The organism is Mesobacillus foraminis, assembly GCF_004340465.1.
GTDB lineage: Bacteria > Bacillota > Bacilli > Bacillales > Cytobacillaceae > Mesobacillus_B > Mesobacillus_B foraminis.
Genome location: NZ_SLVV01000013.1, coordinates 40166 through 59947 on the forward strand (window position 1 = coordinate 40166; position 19782 = coordinate 59947).

Sequence of the window (19782 nt, forward strand, 5' to 3'; positions counted from 1 at the left end):
TACCTAGTAATCTTTATAAGAAAAAGGAGACAGACTTCGGAATTAGGGGTCGATTTTCGGGAGTTTTCAAAAATTTAAAAAACATTAATATTGGGGGTGTCTATGTCAACCAATTATTATCACTTTGTGATTTAAGAATTTATCAACAATAAAGAATCCATATTGGTGCCTGATACTACAAAGTAGGGGTCAACATCCCGGCATCCCGGCAGGTACCTACATCCTGGAAAGCCAGGGTTAAGGATATGTGGCCGCCATGACCGGTCCAATCGGGAACGACGAAATCGTCCAGAACGACAATTCCAACGGCCGTTACAGTATCACGGTCTCCAAAAACCAATACTTCAAGTTCTCACGTGCGGTCATCTCGCAATAGGAAAAGAGCGGGCAACAAAAAAGAACCTTCCCTTCCGAAGGTTCTTTTTGGGTTCCTGTGCAAGGATGTGCAGCCGTCACCCTTTCAACCCGCTGGTGCTCATCCCTTCCACAATGTAGCGCTGGAACAGGAAGAGATGACGAACACCGGAATCAAGGTGACGACGGATATCGCAAACATCGCGTCTCAGTTCGACACAGTCTTATTTGAGAGGAGCGCTTCTACATTGTTCTTATCATCAAAATGTTCTATTAGCTTTGAAAAGTCTTCAAGATGGGCATTTTGCACCTTTCTCTCAACTCGAGTACTAACACGAAATCCGCAATTAGAAAATAGTTCTCAAGGATATCATCTATGTTTAATTGCAAATCTTTTCTATCTTCATCTCCCAAAGTAGGAGTAGTCCAATCGATCAATCATCTTCAAATAATTTTTCTCCTCGGTGGAGGCGCATTGCAATTTGTGCTGTATGTGGCATTTCTCTAGCAGTTGGGGCATGGCCTGCTAGATAACGTGTTACTGCGAGGATCAATGTTTCCTGAGCATACCTAGCAAGCTTGGACTCCTCTTTTTCCCAATGATCGTGTTCAATCATTGCTGCTTCATACATTTGAAATGAATGAAACTCTGCATCCTCTCTTAGTAAAGCGTGCCCGAGCGTATTGTAGAGTTCACTTTTATCACCGCCGCGTGCCAGGTAATTCACTACCCATCTTGCTGATTCTGCAACCTGTTGTTGTTGATTCATCATCTCCAATAATTCTGAAGGGTTCTGCGGTTCAGTTTCTACATCCTTTGGTTCCGGTCTTCTTGCAGACGGTGTATTAAGAAAACGATCAAGATACACACTCATTGCTCCATAAAAAACAGCTCTGGTCAATTCAGGTGTAGCAGAGCGGCGTAACGATTCATGTACCGCATGTGCGTGAGTAAATGTATGAAGTACGGTAATCCAATCCCTGAAATCATTTTGTACATGGAAACGGGAAATTCGATCAGCAGCCGCTAAAGTTACCAGCTGGGCCAAACGGGATGGAGTAACGCCGTTTTTAAGTGCATCCAACATCGTATTTACCGTTTTTATAGGGTCATCTGATAAAATTTGTTCAACCAAGGCTGTTTCATCTATATCAGCGCCCCCTCGTAATGTGACATTAGCAAGGATATCAGATAATTTTGGGAACGCCTCCATTAATGGTTTGACCAAGTTCACAGGAGATTGCCAGCTATGGGATTCTTCATTGCGGGTTACATCCCCGATATCAGGTAGCAATGATGACAATATATAGGGTCGATGCTCAAAACCAATCTGATTTAGAATCTCGAATGCTTTATTATGAAAATCAAGAGTATGACCTGTATTTACATAAAAATGATCCGTGACTGCAGTCATCATCATGTCAGCAAGCTGCTCGTTCGAGAATCCCAATTCTATCGCGGTCAATAGTACCCGCTCAGCCCCCTGTGAATCCCGCACCTCCACACAATGACGATACCATTCCGATAATTGTTCGAATGATTGGGTATTCTTTTCATTTGATACAGGAAGGGACCCAAGTAAAAAGCGTGTTCCCATTCCAGAACTTTCCCTTGCAACATGAACCAGGCCTTGGAACAGGGCTAAAACCTGTCCAGTTTTATCCAACTTAGGTAATACATTTACCATGGCTGTTAAAATCGTTAATCCCGATCCCCATCCACTGCTCCGATATGTAGTCCCGAAGTCGACGCCGATTTTTGCAATCTCTGTCGATGGAAAACCTGCTTCCATCAATCCGACAACCGATTTTGCGATGACAAGACTAATATTTTGCTCAAGGCCGTCGCGTAATCGCTGCCTCAATTTTTCGATTGTCACCTTATTAAAAGGAACTGGGTGAACCCAAACCTCATCTTCCTTAATCTCGACAGGATAAGTAGGGACATCATCTGCCCATGGATCCAAGGTTCCTCCGCTTTTTATGTCAAAGCGGGCATGATGCCAGTGACACGTCAAAATCCCATCACATAGGCTTCCTGTATGGAGGGGAAAGCCCATATGCGGACAACGGTTATCCACCGCATAGACTTGTTTTTCGTAAACAAATACTGCAATTGCATGACCTACACCTTTAATTACCTTTGCACCTTCATCTTCAAGCGTCTTTAATGAACCTGCATAAATCAATTCTGACAATGGTATCACTCCCAAAAATGAAATTTCAATGGACCCTCTAGATAAGAATGAATAGAGGGCATACAAAAATTGTTATCTACTACTTTATATTATTGATGGAATACAAGAATCCTTCATAAGTGTGGGCTTTTCTCATCCAAAAGGCTGATAGATAAGTCCTAAAAGAGATGGATTAACTTCGTCGTGCTCTCCCCACAAAGGGCCTTTCTTTCGCTGATTTCTCTTATAAAACTGTTTCGGACCGGTCCTTAGTACATTTTTGTCTAGTTAGCTCTAAAAGGCTTTATCCCTGTTTCCGGGGATTAGGACGATGATTTCACCAAATGGTACAATTCTTTATTCTAGCTTCCGTCCAATAATTTATTAGTCGTTAATTTGAAAAGCCTATTCGGATTTTAGTCGAATAGGCTTTTCAATAAAAGATTATAATCTTACACTAACTAAATGATAACCCTTTCAAAAGAGGGCTTCCGAGTGGAATTACTTTTAAATAGAAGGATTGCTTAATTCAACACGTTTAATTTCACCAACGATAAATAGGTAACTAACCATAGCAACAATCGCATTAATTCCTACGAAAACTAAAGCACCATTATAGGAACCTGTTGCAGCAATGATATAACCTATAATAATAGGTGTAGTGATACCTGAAATATTTCCAAAAGTGTTAAATAAACCGCCGCTTATCCCCCCAATTTCTTTTGGGGAACAGTCAGCCATGACAGCCCAGCCTAATTGCCCGAATCCTTTACCAAAGAAAGCTAAAGCCATAATCCCAACAACAAGCCATTCTGCATCGGTATAATTACATATAATCATACTAGCTGAAAGGATCATACCGATAATAATAGGAGTTTTACGGGCAAAAGTAAGAGATTTTCCTTTTTTCAATAAATAATCAGAATACACACCGCCTAAAATTCCACCTAAAAACCCACTTAGTCCAGGTAATGTCGCTACAAAACCAGCTTCAAGGATAGACATACCACGCTCTTGAACCAGATAGACAGGGAACCAGGTCATAAAGAAATACGTAAGTGTGGAAATACAATACTGACCGATATATACTCCTACAAGCATACGGCTTTTAAGTAGCTGTTTAATATGAGACCAGTTAATGCCACTTGTATCCTTATTGGCACCCTTATCCATCATTTCTAATATGCCGCCACCCTGCTCTATATAATGAAGTTCAGCTTGGTTGACTTTAGGATGGTCTTTGGGGTTATGGATAACCTTTAACCAAACAAAAGAAATGATTAATCCTAATGCACCCATGATAATAAAGACATATTCCCAGCCCAATGATTGTGTAATCCAAGACATAAATGGGTTGAAAATAATGATAGCAAGGAACGCTGAGGCACTAAAAATAGCTGATGCTGTTGCACGTTCATTATCAGGGAACCAAGATGCAGCTACTTGACTATTTCCAGGAAACGAAGGAGCTTCAGTTAAACCTACAATGAATCTAAGGATAAATAGCATGACAATAGCTGTACCCGCATTAAAAAAGCCGATAAATCCTTGTAATAAGGTGAAGGTAGACCAAAGAAATAGACTCCAGAATAGAACTTTCTTTGTTCCAAACTTATCTAAAATCCATCCACCTGGAATTTGACCGAGAGCGTAAGCCCAACTAAAAGCAGAGAAAATATAACCCATTGTTACAGCATTAATCCCTAAATCACTTTGCAAAGGTGAGGCTGCAATAGAGATAGTTGCCCGATCTGCGTAGTTAATTGTGGTTACCAAAAAACACATGGCTACAATCATCCAGCGAACATTAGTTTTTCTCACAGCTGGTACTGGAATAGAATCTTTTATAGATTGAATATTACTTCCTAAACTCATCCCATTCTCCCCCTTTTTAGACTTTTGAAATTGGAGATGTTAAGGCGTTTTGATTAACGCCCTAACCACCCGCCATCAACAGCAAGTAAATGGCCATGCACATAATCGGAAGCATCTGATGCTAGGAATACAGCCGGCCCTTTGAAGTCTTCTGGGTTCCCCCATCGCCCAGCAGGTATTCTTTCTATGATTTGCCTACTCCGTACAGGATCATTGATCAAGGCAGTATTCATTTCGGTCGCAATATAACCAGGAACAATGGCATTCACATTTACACCTTGTGATGACCACTCATTTGCAAGTGCTTTTGTAAGTTGCCCCACAGCCCCTTTTGCTGAAGCATAAGCTGGGACATACAGCCCACCTTGAAACGAAACAAGTGATGCGATATTAATAATTTTCCCTCTCTTTTTCTCAACCATATGTCTTCCGGCTTGCTGGCAAAGGATCCAAACCGCTTTCAAGTTGACATTTAAAACGTCGTCCCAATCCTGTTCAGAGAAATCCACTGCTGGGGACCTTCTTTGTATGCCAGCGTTATTTACGAGGATATCAACTGAACCCATTGCCTCAATGGCTTTTGGGATTGCTTGTTTCACTTCATCAAGATTCATAAGATCACACTGAATAATTTCACAACGCACGCCTAATGATAGAATCTTTTCTTGTGTGGAAGTATCCTCTGAACGTTGCAAAAGTACAATATCTGCCCCTGCTTCTGCGAGACCTAATGCAATTCCTTGACCAATCCCGCGTGTTCCTCCAGAAACTACGGCTACTTTCCCTGTTAAATCAAACGTTTGAGTCATCATAACCACTCCTTAAGGTCGAAATAAGATTTTTAATGATTCGTCTGGTTTTTCCATTAATTCAAAGCCTTTTTTAATATCCTCTAATGGGAGAACATGAGAGACTAGTGGATTAAGGTCCAATTTATTCTGTTCAAGTAACTTAATTGCTTTTGTAAAGTCTTCTGGACTATAGCATCGTGTTGTCTTTAGTGAAATTTCTCGAAAATGCATGTTTGCCAGATTAATAGTAGGGGGCTTTTTGTAGACACTGACAACGGTGATTTCACCTTGGAATCTGATACAATCTATCATTTGATTGGCTGTAATCTGATTTCCAGCTACTTCAAACACCACATCTGCACCTACACCATTTGTTGAATCTTTCACTACCTGGACGATGTCCATATTTTTTGCATCTATCGCTTCATAGCCCATCTCTTTTGCCACTTTTAGACGCATCGTACTTACATCAGAAATGAACATCTTCCCTGCTCCTGCTCGGTCCGCTATTAGGGCAATTAACAAACCAATGGGTCCAGCACCCAGAATAGCGATTGTATCCCCGACTTTCATATTTGAACGTCTAACGGTATGTATAGCAACAGCCAAAGGTTCAAGCAAGGCAGCTTCTTTCTCTGTAACTCCATCCGGCAGTACCCTTAGCCTGTTAATAGGAATAGTAGTATACTCTGCAAAACCACCATCTTTATCGATACCTATGTATCTCAATTTTTCACAAACATGCATTTGTCCATTTCGGCAGGCTGCACACGCTCCACAGCTTAAGAGAGGCTCAACGGCTACCTTTTCCCCTATTTTGATATGTTCATTTCCCGCCACTTCCTCCACAACACCGCTAAACTCATGTCCTAATATCAGTGGAGCTTTTGCTCGCGGATGCAAACCATGGTAAATCATCATATCCGTTCCACATATTCCTGCATACGATACCTTAATTAAGGCTTCCCCGTCCTTCGGAGTTGGTCTTTCTCTTTCCGTCATTTCTACCTGCAGAGGTGCTACATAAGTTCCTATTTTCACTAAAACTCACTCCTATTTATCCATTAATAGACTAAATATAAAATGTTAAAATCGATGATTTTTTAGAAGATAACCATCTTCGTAAAAAATTCGCCTTTTCAGATGACAATGTTCTCATTTTAACGGGGACTATAAATCCAATAAATCTTGATACAGGTGGACCTATTGGGTATCTAAGTTAGTGCTTTTATGGTCTTACTGCAGTTCCATCTGGTATACGAGCTAAAGTCCAAGATGGTATTCCACCTACAACAGGGAATTTCTTTGCTTTTTCTTCGTCAATTTCTATCCCTAATCCAGGTTTTTCATTTACATAGGCAAATCCATTTTCAACTTGTGGACAACCTGGAAAAACTTCCTCTAACGCATCATTGAAAGGCGTCCATTCTTGAATGCCCAAATTAGGTGTACTTAAATCTAAATGAAGGTTTGCTGCGACTCCTACAGGTGAAATATCACCAGGTCCGTGCCAAGCAGTACGTATCCCGTATAATTCACTAAAGGTGGCAAGTTTCTTAGCTGGTGTAATGCCGCCAATTGAACTAACATGGCATCGAATAAAATCAATTTGTTGATTAACGATTAAACTTTTCCACTCATTCACATTCGTGAACAATTCACCCATCCCGATTGGTGTAGATGTCTGTTGTCTTATCATTTTCAGCCATTCAATGTTTTCAGGTGCAACAGGATCCTCCAGGAAAAAGAGATGATAAGGTTCCAGTTTTTTTGCTAATCTAACAGCTTCAATTGCCGGGAGTCTTTCGTGGATATCATGGATGAATTCCATATTGTATCCAATCTTAGAGCGCAGATGATCAAATAATTTATCTATACTCTTTGCATATGCCTCCGGATCAAAATAGCATCCGGCTAATGAAATTTTAGGAGAACGTTTAGGAACAATTTTGTTAGATTTCTCATAAAGTGTTGCGATTAATCTCGTATCAGTAGTACCACTTCCACCGTACATACCCATTTGACAACGAGCATACTGATAGCCTTCTTCCATAAGGGCTAAGATATTTTCCTCCACGGCTACTTCATCGGCACCGTCTGCATGACGATAGAGCGGGATCCCATCCCTACATTTACCACCTAATAATTCATATACCGGTAGGTTAGCTAGCTTCCCTTTAATGTCCCAAAGTGCCATGTCAACCCCAGATAAAGCATTATTCATAACCGGGCCATTTCTCCAGTATCCGCTTACATTCGCAGACTGCCATATATCCTCGATTCTTCTAGGGTCTTTCCCGATAAGAAAAGGTTTAAGATAATCCTCAACTGCAGATTTTACAGGGAGTATTCGTTGAGTAAAGGTTGCGCATCCTAAACCATATAATTCTGGTTCATTTGTTTCAACCTTGACAACGACTAAATCGATTCCTCCAGGTGCAGTTAAAATTACTTTTACATCACGAATCTCTAGGTGGTTCATTTGTTTGCTCCTTTCTAATTTTAAAAGATTTAACTCGGCCAACTCATTAGTTGTCCTACAAGTTTATTTTGTAAAATAATTACCTCTTCCAGTTAAGAGGTAAATTATTTTCTTGAATCCTTGATTTTCTTAATGATTTCAGTGTTATTTTCCATCGATTTACTAAGACTATTTTTTGCAGCCTCAGCATCTCTATTTTGAACGGCTCGGAATATCTGTAAATGCACTTCAATACTATCTAAAGTTATCCCTATCACTCGGTTTAATTCTTCTAAATAATAATAGTAGAAATCCCGAATAGAATGCATGACTCTGTAAAAAACTTTGTTTTTTGATGCCTTGGCAATAGCTAGATGAAAATTAAAATCCAATTCGGAATACTTCTTGTAATCATCTCTGTTTCGGAACATATCATTCAGAGTCTTTTCAATTTCTTCAAGATCTTCTTTTGTTGCATTCTTTACGGCTAAATCTAAACATTTAAATTCGATGGTTTGACGAAATTCCATCATGTCTAAAAATTCTTCCTCGCTAAGATGCATAATCGGAACAAAATCATTGATGCTTTTCCCAGTAATATCGTCCGATACAAAAGTTCCCTTTCCGTGATAGGTAACGACAATTCCTAAATCCCTTAACCGCTGTATGGCACTCCTAATACTAACACGGCTCACATTAAACATTTTCTGTAATTGCGTTTCGGAAGGAATTTTACTTCCTGGTGGCCAAGCACCATTTGCGATATGTTCTTTTAATTGTTCATAAACCGAATTAACTATATTTTGTTTGTCAATGGAGTTAAGTCCCATTCTTTTCCCTCTCTTGTAACATGTCCTACAAGTTATGAACTTATATTACCATGAAGTTTCATCGGTGTAAATGCTTTCATAAATATTCTTGAAATTTCAGAAGGAACTTTTACTGAATAAATAAATATATAAATATATTTAATAATAATATTATTAACAATAATGATGATGAAATGTATTAAACCTTATTTTTTCATCCAGTATCTTTCAAGGTACTAAACTACTGCTCATATTAATCAGCTATCCTTACTTTTTTCTAAATAAAACTTGTTGCGACCCTATCATTAAAAAAACGCCCTTAAGGCGTTTTTTTTTAATGATAACAAATTTAAACTAGAAACCTTGTTAAACTTCATGCTTACTACTCTGTAATACGCCCTTCTTGCGTCACTATACCGTAAAAAAAATCTTAATGCCTATTTTCAATTAAAAGATATATGTATTAGTAGATATTAAAATTTTTATTAACGGTCAAAACCTATTGTTTTATTTTTTTCCTATGAAGTTTATATATTTTTTCTCCATTTTTTTGCATGGGTCACTACTCTGGATTTGGCGGATACCCTGCAAAGAGTTGTGGAGCTAATTCCGGTTTTACCACGAAAGCAGGCAAGAAAATGTCAAAATGTTTTAAAGCTAACTTATACTTACCTGTTGCTCAAAACCTGACCTAATACCTCGTCAGCATTTTTGGCTTCTTTCTTGCCAACTTCTGCATCAAGAACGGATACCAGACTTCTCATTTGATCCTCTGTCAACCCGGTATTAAAACCAATGTTAAAGTGAGCTTGCAGTTGAGAGTTGACACCCTCTATGTTTGCCAAAGCTGAAATGGTTGCGAGTTCTCTGCTCTGATAATCCAAGAGGTCTCGTCCGAAGATGTCTCCGAACAGGTGTCCTTTTAGAAACTGATCTATCACTGGCGCAAAGGTATATGTCGGTCCTGTAACCGGTGCTCCGACTAGGCTTGTCTGAATTTCCGTTCCAAGTTCGATACTACTTTTGTCGGTAGGCAGCGGGCTTGCTTCCTTACCTATCTCGTCCTTAATACCATTCGCTTGCCGTTCTTCAATAACTTCCATAAAAGTGTTGATACCATTTAGGCTTCGAGGGAATCCCGCATAGGCATACATCTGAACGAGCACTTCCTTGATCTCATTGACAGTCAAACCTGCATCTAAACCTTTATTGAGTGCCGTTTTTAATTGTGACAAATCGCCATTGGCTGTAAATGCCGCAATGGTAACTATATTTTGTTGTTTAGCGTTTAGGGCTAGTACTTCATCTTTCTGTTTTTTATCCTTTTGTTTTTCATCTTTCTTTTTTTCATTTTCTATACCGTATTGCTCGTCAGTGACCTTCTCCATCCATTCTGCATTTTTGCCATCTTCAACTCCTGTGAGAGCGATATGTGTCATAGCTTTAGTTGGTGAAGCTCCATGCCAATGTTTAACACCAGGTGGAAACCAGACCACATCGCCTTCGTGAACCTCCTCAATCGGTCCGCCCCATTCTTGTACCCATCCAACACCTTCTGTGATGATTAATCTCTGCCCTGTCGGATGGCTGTGCCATGCAGTTCGGGCTCCTGGCTGGAATGTAACATAAGCACCAGAATAAGGTTGCGAATCGTTTTCAGAGAATAAAGGTTCAACGCGTACATTCCCCGTAAAATATTCTGCGGGTCCCTTATAGGAATCCTGCGAACCACTTCGAATGATGGTCATTGAATTTTCGTTTCCTTCAGCGGCAATTGTCTGCCCAACAAAACCACTTCCTGAAACGAACAGGGAAAGTGACAAAAACAGTACTGTAAGTATTTTTTTCATCTTTATCTCCTTTTTAATATATTTCTCTCTCTTTGCAGGGCATCCGCCTAATCCAGAGTGCAGATTTCCTTAAGGTCGAATTAATCAAAGTACTTTAACGATTTTTTTCATACTTGTAGGGTGAAAATTTTGTTTTGAATCCCCCTTTCATACAACCACCTTTACCAGTCTGATTTTTCAAATAAATAACTATTAATTGATTAACGAACAACTGTTTATTATTATAGAGAGTTCATCACGATGCTTACAATGGTTAAATCAACGCTATTTGTTCATTATTGAACAAAACATTCCAAAGTGTTTATTTATTAATAAAATTCGGTATATATGTCATACATTGGAAAAAGCCTGTTATTCTTTGTTAAGATTCCCAAAGAGTAACAGACTTTTGTTTGTTAATGGATTTATAATTTTAGACCTTAAATACAAGTAAATGCTCTCCCTGTTTTTGGAATTCTACTAACGAAACACATTATTCATGATTCATCCCGAAAAATAAGTAAACACGGCAATGAAAAACTACGGAAACAGCATGTGGCATATGATATTTCGTCTTTCCAAAAGTTGTTGCTCCTCACTATGCTTATAAGTGATATTAAAATAGCCCTGATACGATTAACATAACAGGGCTATTCTCAACTTCAACTATTATCTTACTTTGTTATATGCCTCATCTGATACTGGTTCCAGCCATTCAGGCGTACCAGCAGTGATTGCAATGTGTACGAACCAGCTATCTTTTGCAGCGCCATGCCAATGTTTAACTCCATCGTGAGTGACTATAACATCACCAGCTTTTAAGAATTGAGCAGGTTTTCCTTCTTCTTGGTACCAACCTTCTCCACCGGTTACTAATAGTATTTGAAATCCATCACGATGGATATGCCAATTATTTCGGCAACCCGGTTCAAAAGTCACATTCCCGACACCAACACTCACATTAGGATCAGAAACTAATCCTTTAAGATAACTTTGTCCCACAAAGAATTGTGAAAAAGGATTTTTTTCGCCTACGGGGAAAATAACGCCCTCTTTAACTTCTTCATGTTTCGCCATTTTGGTTCCTCCAATAACTATCATTAATATTTGTATCTTCTGGCTGATCAATTGCTATAAAAAGTCCCATGCATTACTTGTTTACTTTAATTTCCCGCCAAATACCGGGAAGAAGCTATGCTCCCCATAATTCTGGATTGGCTCTACATTCTTTAAAGCTTCCATATCTGCATCGCTGATAACAAAATCGAGTTCTGCATTGTTTCTCATGTGATCTGGATTAGCCGTCTTAGGAATTACAACAAGACCAAGCTGGATATCATAACGGAGGCAAAGCTGAGCAACAGATACTCCATACTTATCAGCTATTACCTTAACCTCTGCATTATCAAGAACTGCCCCGTGTGCAATAGGTGAATATGCCTCTACTAGGATGTCATTCTTTTGGCAGAATTCAATTAGTTCAAAAGGAGTATTGCTCACATGTGCCAATATCTGATTTACCATAGGCTTAATCTCACAGCTTGCAAGAATATTCTCTATATCATCCTCAAGGAAGTTAGAAAGACCGATTGCCTTTACCTTGCCTGTCTTATAAGCATCCTCCATTGCTTTCCATACTTCTTTGTTCTCTTCAAAGTAACGGTTATCCTCACGGAACTCCACCCAAGGCTGTGGGCTGTGGATAATGAGAAGATCAATGTAATCCAGTCCCATCTTTGCTAAAGACTCGTCAATGGACTGCGTAACTGCATCATAGGTCTTTGCTTCTGCAGCAACCTTGGTCGTAATGAAAAGTTGTTCTCTTGCGAGACCACAGGAACGGATACCTTCGCCTACACCAGCTTCATTCATATAAGCCTGAGCAGTATCAATATGGCGATATCCGATAGATATCGCATCACGGACTGCCTGTGCTGCCTGTGCATCGTCAAGCAGCCAGGTACCAAGACCTAATGTTGGAATTTCTACTCCATTTAAAAATTTGTAAGTTTCGTTAAACATGTTTTTGTCTCCTTTGCATCGTTATATTTTTTGTAGACCTTGTTTTATATACTTGGTTTTTCCATTTCTCATTAGGAATTTCCTCAAATGAATATAGGGTACTTGACTCTCCAGCGTTTACTAAGCCCCCTGCTTGAAGTAAATTTAACTTTTATTATTCCAAAAGTTAGTTAAACATGATGCTTTAATAATTAATATTGATTGATTAATCAACATCTGTTTATAATTATAAAAAAGCCCTTCATACTTTCAATAGTTAAATTAACGCAATTTGTTGATTACTCAACAAATCAATTGAATTTGTTGAGTATTTATTTAGAAAGATTGGTGAATTTAAATGTCAAAAGTCGATAGAAGAATAGCCAAAAGCCGAGTAGCTATAAAAAAAGCTGTAACTGAACTGATGGCTGAAAAAAGTTTTGACGACATTACCATTCAGGATATTGCTGACAGAGCAGATGTTAATCGAGGAACCATTTACCTTCATTACACGGATAAATACGACCTCCTGGATAAGATGATTGAAGAACATATAGAAAGTCTACGAGAACTATGCCAATCTGCATCTGAGATGACTTTTCAAGAAGGGAATTATGTCTGGTACGAATACTTTGAGCGTAATTATTTATTTTTTTCAACGATGTTAGCGAGTAAAGGCGCACCATATTTTCGTAGTCGTTTTCTTAATTTAGTCGTCGAAGAATTTAAAGCCGAAGGTGATGTAGTAGTGGGACAAAACCACGGATTGAATGAAGAAGTTATTCTTCAATTTTTTGGATCAGCGGTGGTTGGGGCAGTTGAATGGTGGTTCAAGAATGGTATGCCTTTGCCGGCTCGTGTCATGGCTGAACAAACGGGGGCATTGTTAGATAGGAATTTTGAGTAAACCATAAAGCTTTCAAAAGAATCAAACCCTGAGTCCATTTCTATACAGGACTTAGGGTTTTTATCTCGGAGGATTTATATTAAAACGGAGTCTTTTACAGGAACATTCAGACGTTATTCACTGACGGAAAATGTAACCTTCACACTCCCTGAACCAAGCGCTTCAGTAAGACCTGTCGTGTTTTCTAAGTGAGAGCGCTCGATCTGCGACAGTCAAGACCATACCACGATTTAACCAACAATTTATAGACAAATGGCATTATAACTCAATAAAAATAACCCATCGAGTCAATTGATTCGATGGGTTATTTCCCTAATTTTTTACTAACTTTTTCAATGTGAACAGTAAAATGTCTTTCATCGTTTCTAGCTATTCTAGTCCAGATTCAATTTTTCCCTAATTTTATAAGTTCATTTGAATACCCGAAATCTTGATAATATATAGCTATATTCCCCCAGGGTGCATAATAGGCTAAATCCCAACCGAAGGGTCGCTGCCTGATGGCGCTTCTTCAGTAGAAAGTTTTTTGGAAAGGTAACTTATTTTTTCAGTTCCTGCATAATCTTCTAAAGTTATTGTTAACGGCAGTTGTGATAAAAAATCTCTGCTTGTTGGATTATCATATATATTCACGATAACTTCCTCGTTGTTAAATGTGAATTTTACTTTAACATCTTCCATAAAAGCTACACCTTCATTATCAATTGCCGAATCCTCACTATTCTGCGTGTCCGGGTCATTTTCTATTTGTTCAGCATTTGAATTTTTATTTGTAGTATCATCAACATTGTTTATTTCTGCATTATTATTACTTCCGCAAGCCGTTAGAAACATTGAAATCGCCAATGGAATATAAGTGACAAAATAAGCTCTTTTCCCATCAAAACATCTCCTGGATACAAAACAAATAGAAAAATTAATAAACTGATAATAGGCTAAATTATTTATTTAAGTATCTTATTAACTATCTTTGAAACCTATCCAAAAATTTCCTAGGATATCCTTCTCTTTTAAGCTATTTCAGACTGTTTTTCTTCTCTTTTTTGCTGCTTGTGAATAAATTTCAAAGTATAATGTGTCCCACATACATAGATTCCCATTATAGATAGGTGGTCAATTAAAAACCTGAGAGTGGAATTATCAGTGAACCAACCAAATGGGTTGTAGATAAATAACTTAGAACCCATTTCTCCCTCGAAAGAAGATTGCACCCCGTAGGCAACAATTAATACCGCCAAAATACGCAACGCAATGGTACGAATACGGCTAGTACCGGTGATTCTTGTCATCCTCCGTACTGAATTGATTATGATTTCCCATGATAAACCTATATGTACTGCCATGATGATAAACCCCCAATAGGCAGTCTGTACATGTATTTGCCGCAGTATCATGTCATTATTTATAGGAATAAAGGGAAATAATTCATTGGAAATTAACAAAGCACTTATCATCATCACAATCATAGTTACCAAAAAAATCAAATTGATTCCTATTTGCAGTATCCGCCGTAAATTGTGCTTTCCCTTAAAAATTGATTTATACCAGCGTCGATTTAAAAAGTTATGGACGATAAATAATAAAAGCACCACAACTCCAACGACTTCGTGGACCATATTTCCGGTAATATAGTAAGCCATTGCAATTAACATTAGTAATGTCATAACAAGGTCATTGACAAGTCTGAATAACATCTTACGATTCAACGCACTTTCCTCTTTTCTATACTAATTTTTATTGGAGGTGTTTCCTTAGTGGGCCTGCAAATACCTTTTAATCCCAACACACCCATTAGCTTTCAAATCGCTGTAAATACATCCTCAAGAGAACGTCCTGAATGATTTTCGCTTTATCCTGACCATCTATTACATTACTTTCTTCTTTATTTACATCCTTAGCATCATTCATATGAGCAGATATCTCACTTACCTTCCAGTCCTGTGTATGGATAGCAGCAATTGAGGTTTCTGTGCCGTTGGTCTTTGATTGTGCAACCTCTTCTAAATTAAACTCTTTCATCTGATCCATCGAATTCATATATTGATCCCTTTCCTGATTTGCATGGCAGGTATAACATCGTCCAATAGCTGGTCCACCAATGCCATCTTCCATCACTTCTCTGTCAGGAGTAAAAGCCTGGAATTCCCATTCCCCAGTGCGCTCTTCAGGCGAGTACTGGGAACCCCAGCCGGTACGCTTCTCCATGACTAAATAATGCTCAATCTCTCCATCTCGAAATCCTTCGAGAGTGATAACAGTGCCGCTCGGAAGCTCCTCTCCTTTCTGTACTGCTTCAATTGCTTCCTTACTATTTACATAGATATTTTCATGAATATCTCCTCGATCATAAGTGGCAAACACAATTCCCTTTTTAAGGTCTTCAGGAAATTTAACAAGATGAGCCCCAGAACCAATCTCGGCGTATTCTCCTGATTTAGCCCCTGAGGAATTCTCTTCTTGTTGAGAAATGCTCTCTGTACCAGTATCATTGCTGCAAGCTGTGAGTGTGATAGCTATAAGTAATGCAAATAAATGAAATAATCGTTTTTTCATCCAGTTTTTCTCCTCCGAGTTTCATTTTATTGTCTTTACTTCATATTTGATCTTCTATATAAATCCCTACTACATATAATCATGTAACTAAACTTACTATTTAGACTTAACTATAGGTCAAGTATTTTGATAAAGTTTTTTATGTTTTCCCTTTTTTCCTATTCTAAAAAGGTGAAATAAGAAAGGATGTCCTAAAAGCTAAGCTTTTAGACATCCTTCCTGTTTTACACAACTCACATCGTGCTAATGTCAATAACGAATCGATACTTCATCTAAAGCTAATTCTCGTTCGTATGGTTCGTCAATTTGATTGGCCATATCCCTTCAATTCTATGAAAAATATTATGTTCTGCACTGAAGTCCAACATCTATTAATATGGAGAAATATAATCAGTACGTGCTTCATACAAAAACTACATATCAATCTTCAGTTAAATCAAAGCTAATACGTATATCTTCGTCGCCTACTGCTTGAGCAAATCTTTCCACATCCTCGATATAGCCGAGACGAGTGTAGCTATAGGAACTTGAGATACTTTCATAGAACAGTACCAAGCAATTGTCCCCATAAAGCATAATATCTCCCGCATTAATATTTCCGGGTATCTCAGATTCTGTCGGGAGTTTATCTGAAAAGTAATAGAACTTTTCATTTCTATGAAGATCCTCCATATCTATGCTTAAGGGGAGTTTTTCAATGAGTGCATGTGTTGTTTGGTTATCATAAAGCCTTGCTAAGAATACTTCGTCGCCTATTGTTATGTTAAGCTCAATAGTTATTGGGGGGGACATTTCAGCCTCATCCCTTTCTTGGTTAGTTTCACTACTTGGCATTTCCTCTACATTCATATCTTCTCTTTCATATGTTTCACTAGTAGAACAAGCAGTCAGACCAAAGCTTATAATAAACATACATAGTATTAAAAGCACTTTTTTCATTACCGATATTCCTTTCTTTATAAAATTATTTAAGTACTTTTAATTCAATACAAATCACCTCGTAATCTGCAGATAACATGAAAACAGCAGGATTACTCCGTGCTGTTTTCGATTTTTTTAAGAGTTTTTGCAGGTACACCGCCAACAATAACGTTAGGCGGTACATCCTTGGTGACAACAGCACCAGCGGCGACTATAGCACCGTCACCAATGGTCACACCAGGTACAACTGTCGCGTTTGCTCCAATCCAGACATTATTACCTATCACTATGGGTGCAGGATGCATCGTACTGCGTTTGTTGGGATTAATGTCGTGGTTAAGGGTAGCCAAAACAACATTGTGTCCAATGAGCGCCCCATCGCCAATTGTAATGCCGCCCTGATCTTGAAAACGACATCCTGAATTGATAAAGACATGCTTTCCCACTTTGATATTTTTACCACAGTCTGTATAAAAAGGGGGAAACAAAGCAAATGTCTCATCCACTGGACTGCCTATTAAGTCAGAAAATAATTTACGAATTTCTTCAGGGGGATGATAGCTTCCGTTGATCTGGGCAATCATTTTCAGGGCTTCCTGTGATACTGTATGCATCATTTGATGTATTTCTGATCCCCCCTCAACCGTCTCACCACGGTTCAAGTGTGCTAAAAAATCATGAATTTCCATTGACATTCTCCTTATCCATATGACCTCTTAAGATGTCGTTTTGCTTCCATATCATTCCCTATTTTTACTCTACGAAGATGATATTATAATGTACCGACAGACGACCAAGTAATACCTTGGGAGTTTCGGTGTCCATAACTATATACGTAAGAATCAGGAAATGGGTTATCACTTGGATTCGAGCCATCAAGATTTATCCTAAAACTTTTCCACCAAATTAAAATTGAAATCTTGTGCATATTTTGTTCAGATATATCTCCAGACGATACATAAAAGGCATAGGAGGTTTGTTATGGAGACTTTGATTATTATGTTACTTTATTACCGTTGCGTAAAAACTCCATCATATTTGAATCTTTAACAACACTCTTAAAATCTATATCGCTTATGGAATTCTAGACTTAAAAGTGTGAATCCCGACAAGCTTTGCGGGATTCACACAACGTTTTAACTTAGATTACGATTGACAAAAAAGGCTCTCTATTTACATATAAATCTAATGTTTTCTCTAGAGATTTTCTTGGAAGAATGACTCCAGCATGTCAAATGGAATTAACTCCATGTTGTCGTATAAATCCACGTGTCCAGCACCTGGTACAATATAGAGTTCTTTTTCTTCGCCAGCTAGCTTAAAAGCGTCTTCACTGTAATATCTGGAATGGGCATTTTCACCTGCAATGAACAGCAATGGACGCGGACTAATCATTTCTATCTGCTCAAACGGGAAGAAGTTCATTAGTGCCCCTCTGCTTGTAAGGCTCATAGGCATAGAGCGAGGGTGTTGGCCCCTAGGCGTACCGTAGTATTCAGCAAACTCTGCAGCTGCTGCTTCTTGTGAAGGTTTTAGTTCAACAGCAGAGCCTACCAAGTCTTGTATTGGCTCTCCTCCTTCAGCCTCAATCCATCGCTGTTCAGCAGCTTCTTCAAGCGCCGCCCGCCATTCTTCCTCAGTCATCACCTCATCCGCTACAGGTGCTAACCCTAATCCTTCACGATTGGCGCGACCCATGTCGTACATACTCACTGTCGCAACAGCTTTCAATCGAGGGTCCGCCTGTGCAGCGTTGATTGTAAACCCGCCACTACCACAAACACCTATGACACCAATACGGTCTCGATCCACCAAATCATGCGTCCCTAAATAGTCTACTGCAGCACTAAAATCTTCAACAAATGCTTCTGGAGAGGCTATATTACGCGGTTCTCCACCGCTTTCTCCGTTGTAGGAGGCGTCAAATGCAATTGTTATAAATCCCCGTTCTGCCATCTCCTGGGCATACAAGCCGGATGTCTGTTCCTTCACGCCACCGAACGGATGTCCGACAATGATTGCAGGTAATTCAGCTGAGGTTTCAATATCACTAGGTATATACATATCCGCAACCAATTTAATTCCAAACCTGTTATCGAATGATACTTTTTCGTGAGTCACATAGTCGCTCTTCGGAAAAGTCTTGTCCCATTCTGAGGTACCTACTGTCTCCGTTTGAACTGCGCTTTCTTCATATTCTTCTCGATTATTTGCCGCATCCTTTTTTCCGCCTGAAGCGAATATAAAGATAGTGCTAAATAAAAACAAAACCAGAGTAATGGATCCAAGTGTTACAAACAATAACTTGTTTTTCATTTTATACCTCCTATTATCTTCTTCTCTTTTCAATAAAATCATAAAATGGTACCATCCAAATAACAAATACCTATATCAAATAACGCCATATACATAAAAGGCATAGGAGGTGTCATTATGGAAATTCGATTATTACGTTACTTTATTGCTGTCGCAAATCAACAAAGTATTTCTGCAGCAGCAAAATATTTACATATATCACAACCCACATTATCGACAATTAAGTGACTTGGAAGCCATTTAGGCACCTCTTTATTCATCAGGGGGAATCGAAAAATTACCTTAACAGAAGAAGATTCTTACTAATAAAAGCTAAAGAAGTTGTGGGATTAGTCGATAAAACAGAAGCTAATTTTAACCAACTAGCAGAAATTATAAGCGGAGAAATATATATCGGTGGCGGTGAAACAGAAGCAATGCATTTTATTGCCGAAACCTTAAAGGATTTACTGAAGGATCATCCAGCAATTCAATTTCATTTATACAGCGGAAATGCAGATGATATTACGGATAAGTTAGACAGTGGATTGTTAGACTTTGGTATCGTCATCGAACAGATAAGCAAAAATACGATTATATGCACTTACCAGCTAAAGATGTTTGGGGAGTATTAATGCGTAAAGATAGTCCATTGGCACATAAACCATCGATACAACCAGCGGATTTAATAGATAAGCCTTTAATAATCTCTCGTCAAACAACTGTCGATAACGAGCTATCCGGATGGTTTGGACAGAGATGAATTGGCATCCCACCCTTCTCTTAATATTAAGGTAAAAGGTGGTATC

Annotated in this window: 16 protein-coding genes and 3 pseudogenes; 2 read left to right on the forward strand and 17 right to left on the reverse strand. The window is 38.7% G+C overall.

Annotated elements, in window-relative coordinates; genetic code table 11:
* Nucleotides 1-175 precede the first annotated feature (175 nt).
* From EV146_RS27220 to EV146_RS21895, 10 genes are all read right to left on the reverse strand, one after another.
* Entirely contained in the window at nt 176-340 is a 165-nt protein-coding gene (locus tag EV146_RS27220) for a hypothetical protein (protein ID WP_158287170.1), read from the reverse strand.
* A gap of 448 nt (nt 341-788) precedes the next feature.
* Nucleotides 789-2552 (reverse strand): Rieske (2Fe-2S) protein, encoded by a 1764-nt coding sequence (locus EV146_RS21855; protein ID WP_132010751.1) that lies wholly within the window; start codon nt 2550-2552, stop codon nt 789-791.
* A 486-nt stretch (nt 2553-3038) separates the two neighbouring features.
* On the reverse strand, nt 3039-4406 hold the full coding sequence (locus tag EV146_RS21860) for an MFS transporter (RefSeq protein ID WP_132010753.1): 1368 nt from the start codon (nt 4404-4406) through the stop codon (nt 3039-3041).
* 53 nt (nt 4407-4459) lie between these two features.
* Entirely contained in the window at nt 4460-5215 is a 756-nt protein-coding gene (kduD, locus tag EV146_RS21865) for a 2-dehydro-3-deoxy-D-gluconate 5-dehydrogenase KduD (protein ID WP_132010948.1), read from the reverse strand.
* A 12-nt stretch (nt 5216-5227) separates the two neighbouring features.
* Complete coding sequence (locus EV146_RS21870; protein WP_132010755.1) at nt 5228-6238, reverse strand: zinc-dependent alcohol dehydrogenase; 1011 nt, start codon at nt 6236-6238, stop codon at nt 5228-5230.
* A gap of 187 nt (nt 6239-6425) precedes the next feature.
* Nucleotides 6426-7679, reverse strand: coding sequence for an enolase C-terminal domain-like protein (locus EV146_RS21875; protein ID WP_132010757.1), 1254 nt, complete (start codon nt 7677-7679; stop codon nt 6426-6428).
* A gap of 104 nt (nt 7680-7783) precedes the next feature.
* Nucleotides 7784-8488, reverse strand: a complete 705-nt coding sequence (locus tag EV146_RS21880; protein ID WP_132010760.1) for a FadR/GntR family transcriptional regulator — start codon at nt 8486-8488, stop codon at nt 7784-7786.
* Nucleotides 8489-9135: 647 nt separating this feature from the next.
* Complete coding sequence (locus EV146_RS28330) at nt 9136-10317, reverse strand: (R)-mandelonitrile lyase (protein WP_132010762.1); 1182 nt, start codon at nt 10315-10317, stop codon at nt 9136-9138.
* Between the two features lie 648 nt (nt 10318-10965).
* Nucleotides 10966-11373, reverse strand: coding sequence for a cupin domain-containing protein (locus EV146_RS21890; RefSeq protein WP_132010764.1), 408 nt, complete (start codon nt 11371-11373; stop codon nt 10966-10968).
* An 81-nt stretch (nt 11374-11454) separates the two neighbouring features.
* Nucleotides 11455-12318 (reverse strand): aldo/keto reductase, encoded by an 864-nt coding sequence (locus EV146_RS21895; RefSeq protein WP_132010766.1) that lies wholly within the window; start codon nt 12316-12318, stop codon nt 11455-11457.
* Nucleotides 12319-12655: 337 nt separating this feature from the next.
* On the opposite strand from EV146_RS21895, the gene EV146_RS21900 reads away from it, so the two are divergent.
* A complete protein-coding gene (locus EV146_RS21900) occupies nt 12656-13204 on the forward strand; it encodes a TetR/AcrR family transcriptional regulator (protein ID WP_132010768.1) in 549 nt (182 codons plus the stop codon).
* A gap of 385 nt (nt 13205-13589) precedes the next feature.
* Here the strand turns inward: EV146_RS21900 and EV146_RS21905 are convergent.
* From EV146_RS21905 to EV146_RS21935, 7 genes and pseudogenes are all read right to left on the reverse strand, one after another.
* Nucleotides 13590-14038, reverse strand: a pseudogene (locus tag EV146_RS21905) (cyclophilin-like fold protein).
* A gap of 176 nt (nt 14039-14214) precedes the next feature.
* Nucleotides 14215-14910, reverse strand: a complete 696-nt coding sequence (locus EV146_RS21910) for a DUF4405 domain-containing protein (RefSeq protein ID WP_132010770.1) — start codon at nt 14908-14910, stop codon at nt 14215-14217.
* Between the two features lie 85 nt (nt 14911-14995).
* Nucleotides 14996-15757, reverse strand: a complete 762-nt coding sequence (locus EV146_RS21915) for a cytochrome P460 family protein (protein ID WP_132010772.1) — start codon at nt 15755-15757, stop codon at nt 14996-14998.
* 420 nt (nt 15758-16177) lie between these two features.
* Nucleotides 16178-16696 carry a cyclophilin-like fold protein gene (locus EV146_RS21920; protein WP_199232703.1) on the reverse strand — a complete coding sequence of 173 codons (519 nt, stop codon included), beginning with the start codon at nt 16694-16696 and terminating at the stop codon, nt 16178-16180.
* A 92-nt stretch (nt 16697-16788) separates the two neighbouring features.
* Entirely contained in the window at nt 16789-17367 is a 579-nt protein-coding gene (locus EV146_RS21925; RefSeq protein WP_132010774.1) for a DapH/DapD/GlmU-related protein, read from the reverse strand.
* A gap of 83 nt (nt 17368-17450) precedes the next feature.
* Nucleotides 17451-17630: pseudogene (locus EV146_RS21930) on the reverse strand (PQQ-dependent sugar dehydrogenase); the annotation flags it as partial.
* A 245-nt stretch (nt 17631-17875) separates the two neighbouring features.
* Nucleotides 17876-18994: an alpha/beta hydrolase gene (locus tag EV146_RS21935; RefSeq protein ID WP_132010776.1), complete on the reverse strand. Its 1119-nt coding sequence runs from the start codon at nt 18992-18994 to the stop codon at nt 17876-17878.
* A 117-nt stretch (nt 18995-19111) separates the two neighbouring features.
* On the opposite strand from EV146_RS21935, the pseudogene EV146_RS21940 reads away from it, so the two are divergent.
* Nucleotides 19112-19730, forward strand: a pseudogene (locus tag EV146_RS21940) (LysR family transcriptional regulator); the annotation flags it as partial.
* Between the last annotated feature and the right edge of the window lie 52 nt (nt 19731-19782).

Excerpts from the sequence above, each read along its gene's own strand:
- kduD (WP_132010948.1), bottom strand. The coding sequence starts at position 5,215 with ATGACTCAAACGTTTGATTTAACAGGGAAAGTAGCCGTAGTTTCTGGA.
- EV146_RS21890 (WP_132010764.1), bottom strand. The coding sequence starts at position 11,373 with ATGGCGAAACATGAAGAAGTTAAAGAGGGCGTTATTTTCCCCGTAGGC.
- EV146_RS21915 (WP_132010772.1), bottom strand. The coding sequence starts at position 15,757 with ATGAAAAAACGATTATTTCATTTATTTGCATTACTTATAGCTATCACA.
- EV146_RS21895 (WP_132010766.1), bottom strand. The coding sequence starts at position 12,318 with ATGTTTAACGAAACTTACAAATTTTTAAATGGAGTAGAAATTCCAACA.
- EV146_RS21875 (WP_132010757.1), bottom strand. The coding sequence starts at position 7,679 with ATGAACCACCTAGAGATTCGTGATGTAAAAGTAATTTTAACTGCACCT.
- EV146_RS21925 (WP_132010774.1), bottom strand. The coding sequence starts at position 17,367 with ATGGAAATTCATGATTTTTTAGCACACTTGAACCGTGGTGAGACGGTT.
- EV146_RS21935 (WP_132010776.1), bottom strand. The coding sequence starts at position 18,994 with ATGAAAAACAAGTTATTGTTTGTAACACTTGGATCCATTACTCTGGTT.
- EV146_RS21880 (WP_132010760.1), bottom strand. The coding sequence starts at position 8,488 with ATGGGACTTAACTCCATTGACAAACAAAATATAGTTAATTCGGTTTAT.
- EV146_RS21900 (WP_132010768.1), top strand. The coding sequence starts at position 12,656 with ATGTCAAAAGTCGATAGAAGAATAGCCAAAAGCCGAGTAGCTATAAAA.
- EV146_RS28330 (WP_132010762.1), bottom strand. The coding sequence starts at position 10,317 with ATGAAAAAAATACTTACAGTACTGTTTTTGTCACTTTCCCTGTTCGTT.
- EV146_RS21860 (WP_132010753.1), bottom strand. The coding sequence starts at position 4,406 with ATGAGTTTAGGAAGTAATATTCAATCTATAAAAGATTCTATTCCAGTA.
- EV146_RS21920 (WP_199232703.1), bottom strand. The coding sequence starts at position 16,696 with ATGAAAAAAGTGCTTTTAATACTATGTATGTTTATTATAAGCTTTGGT.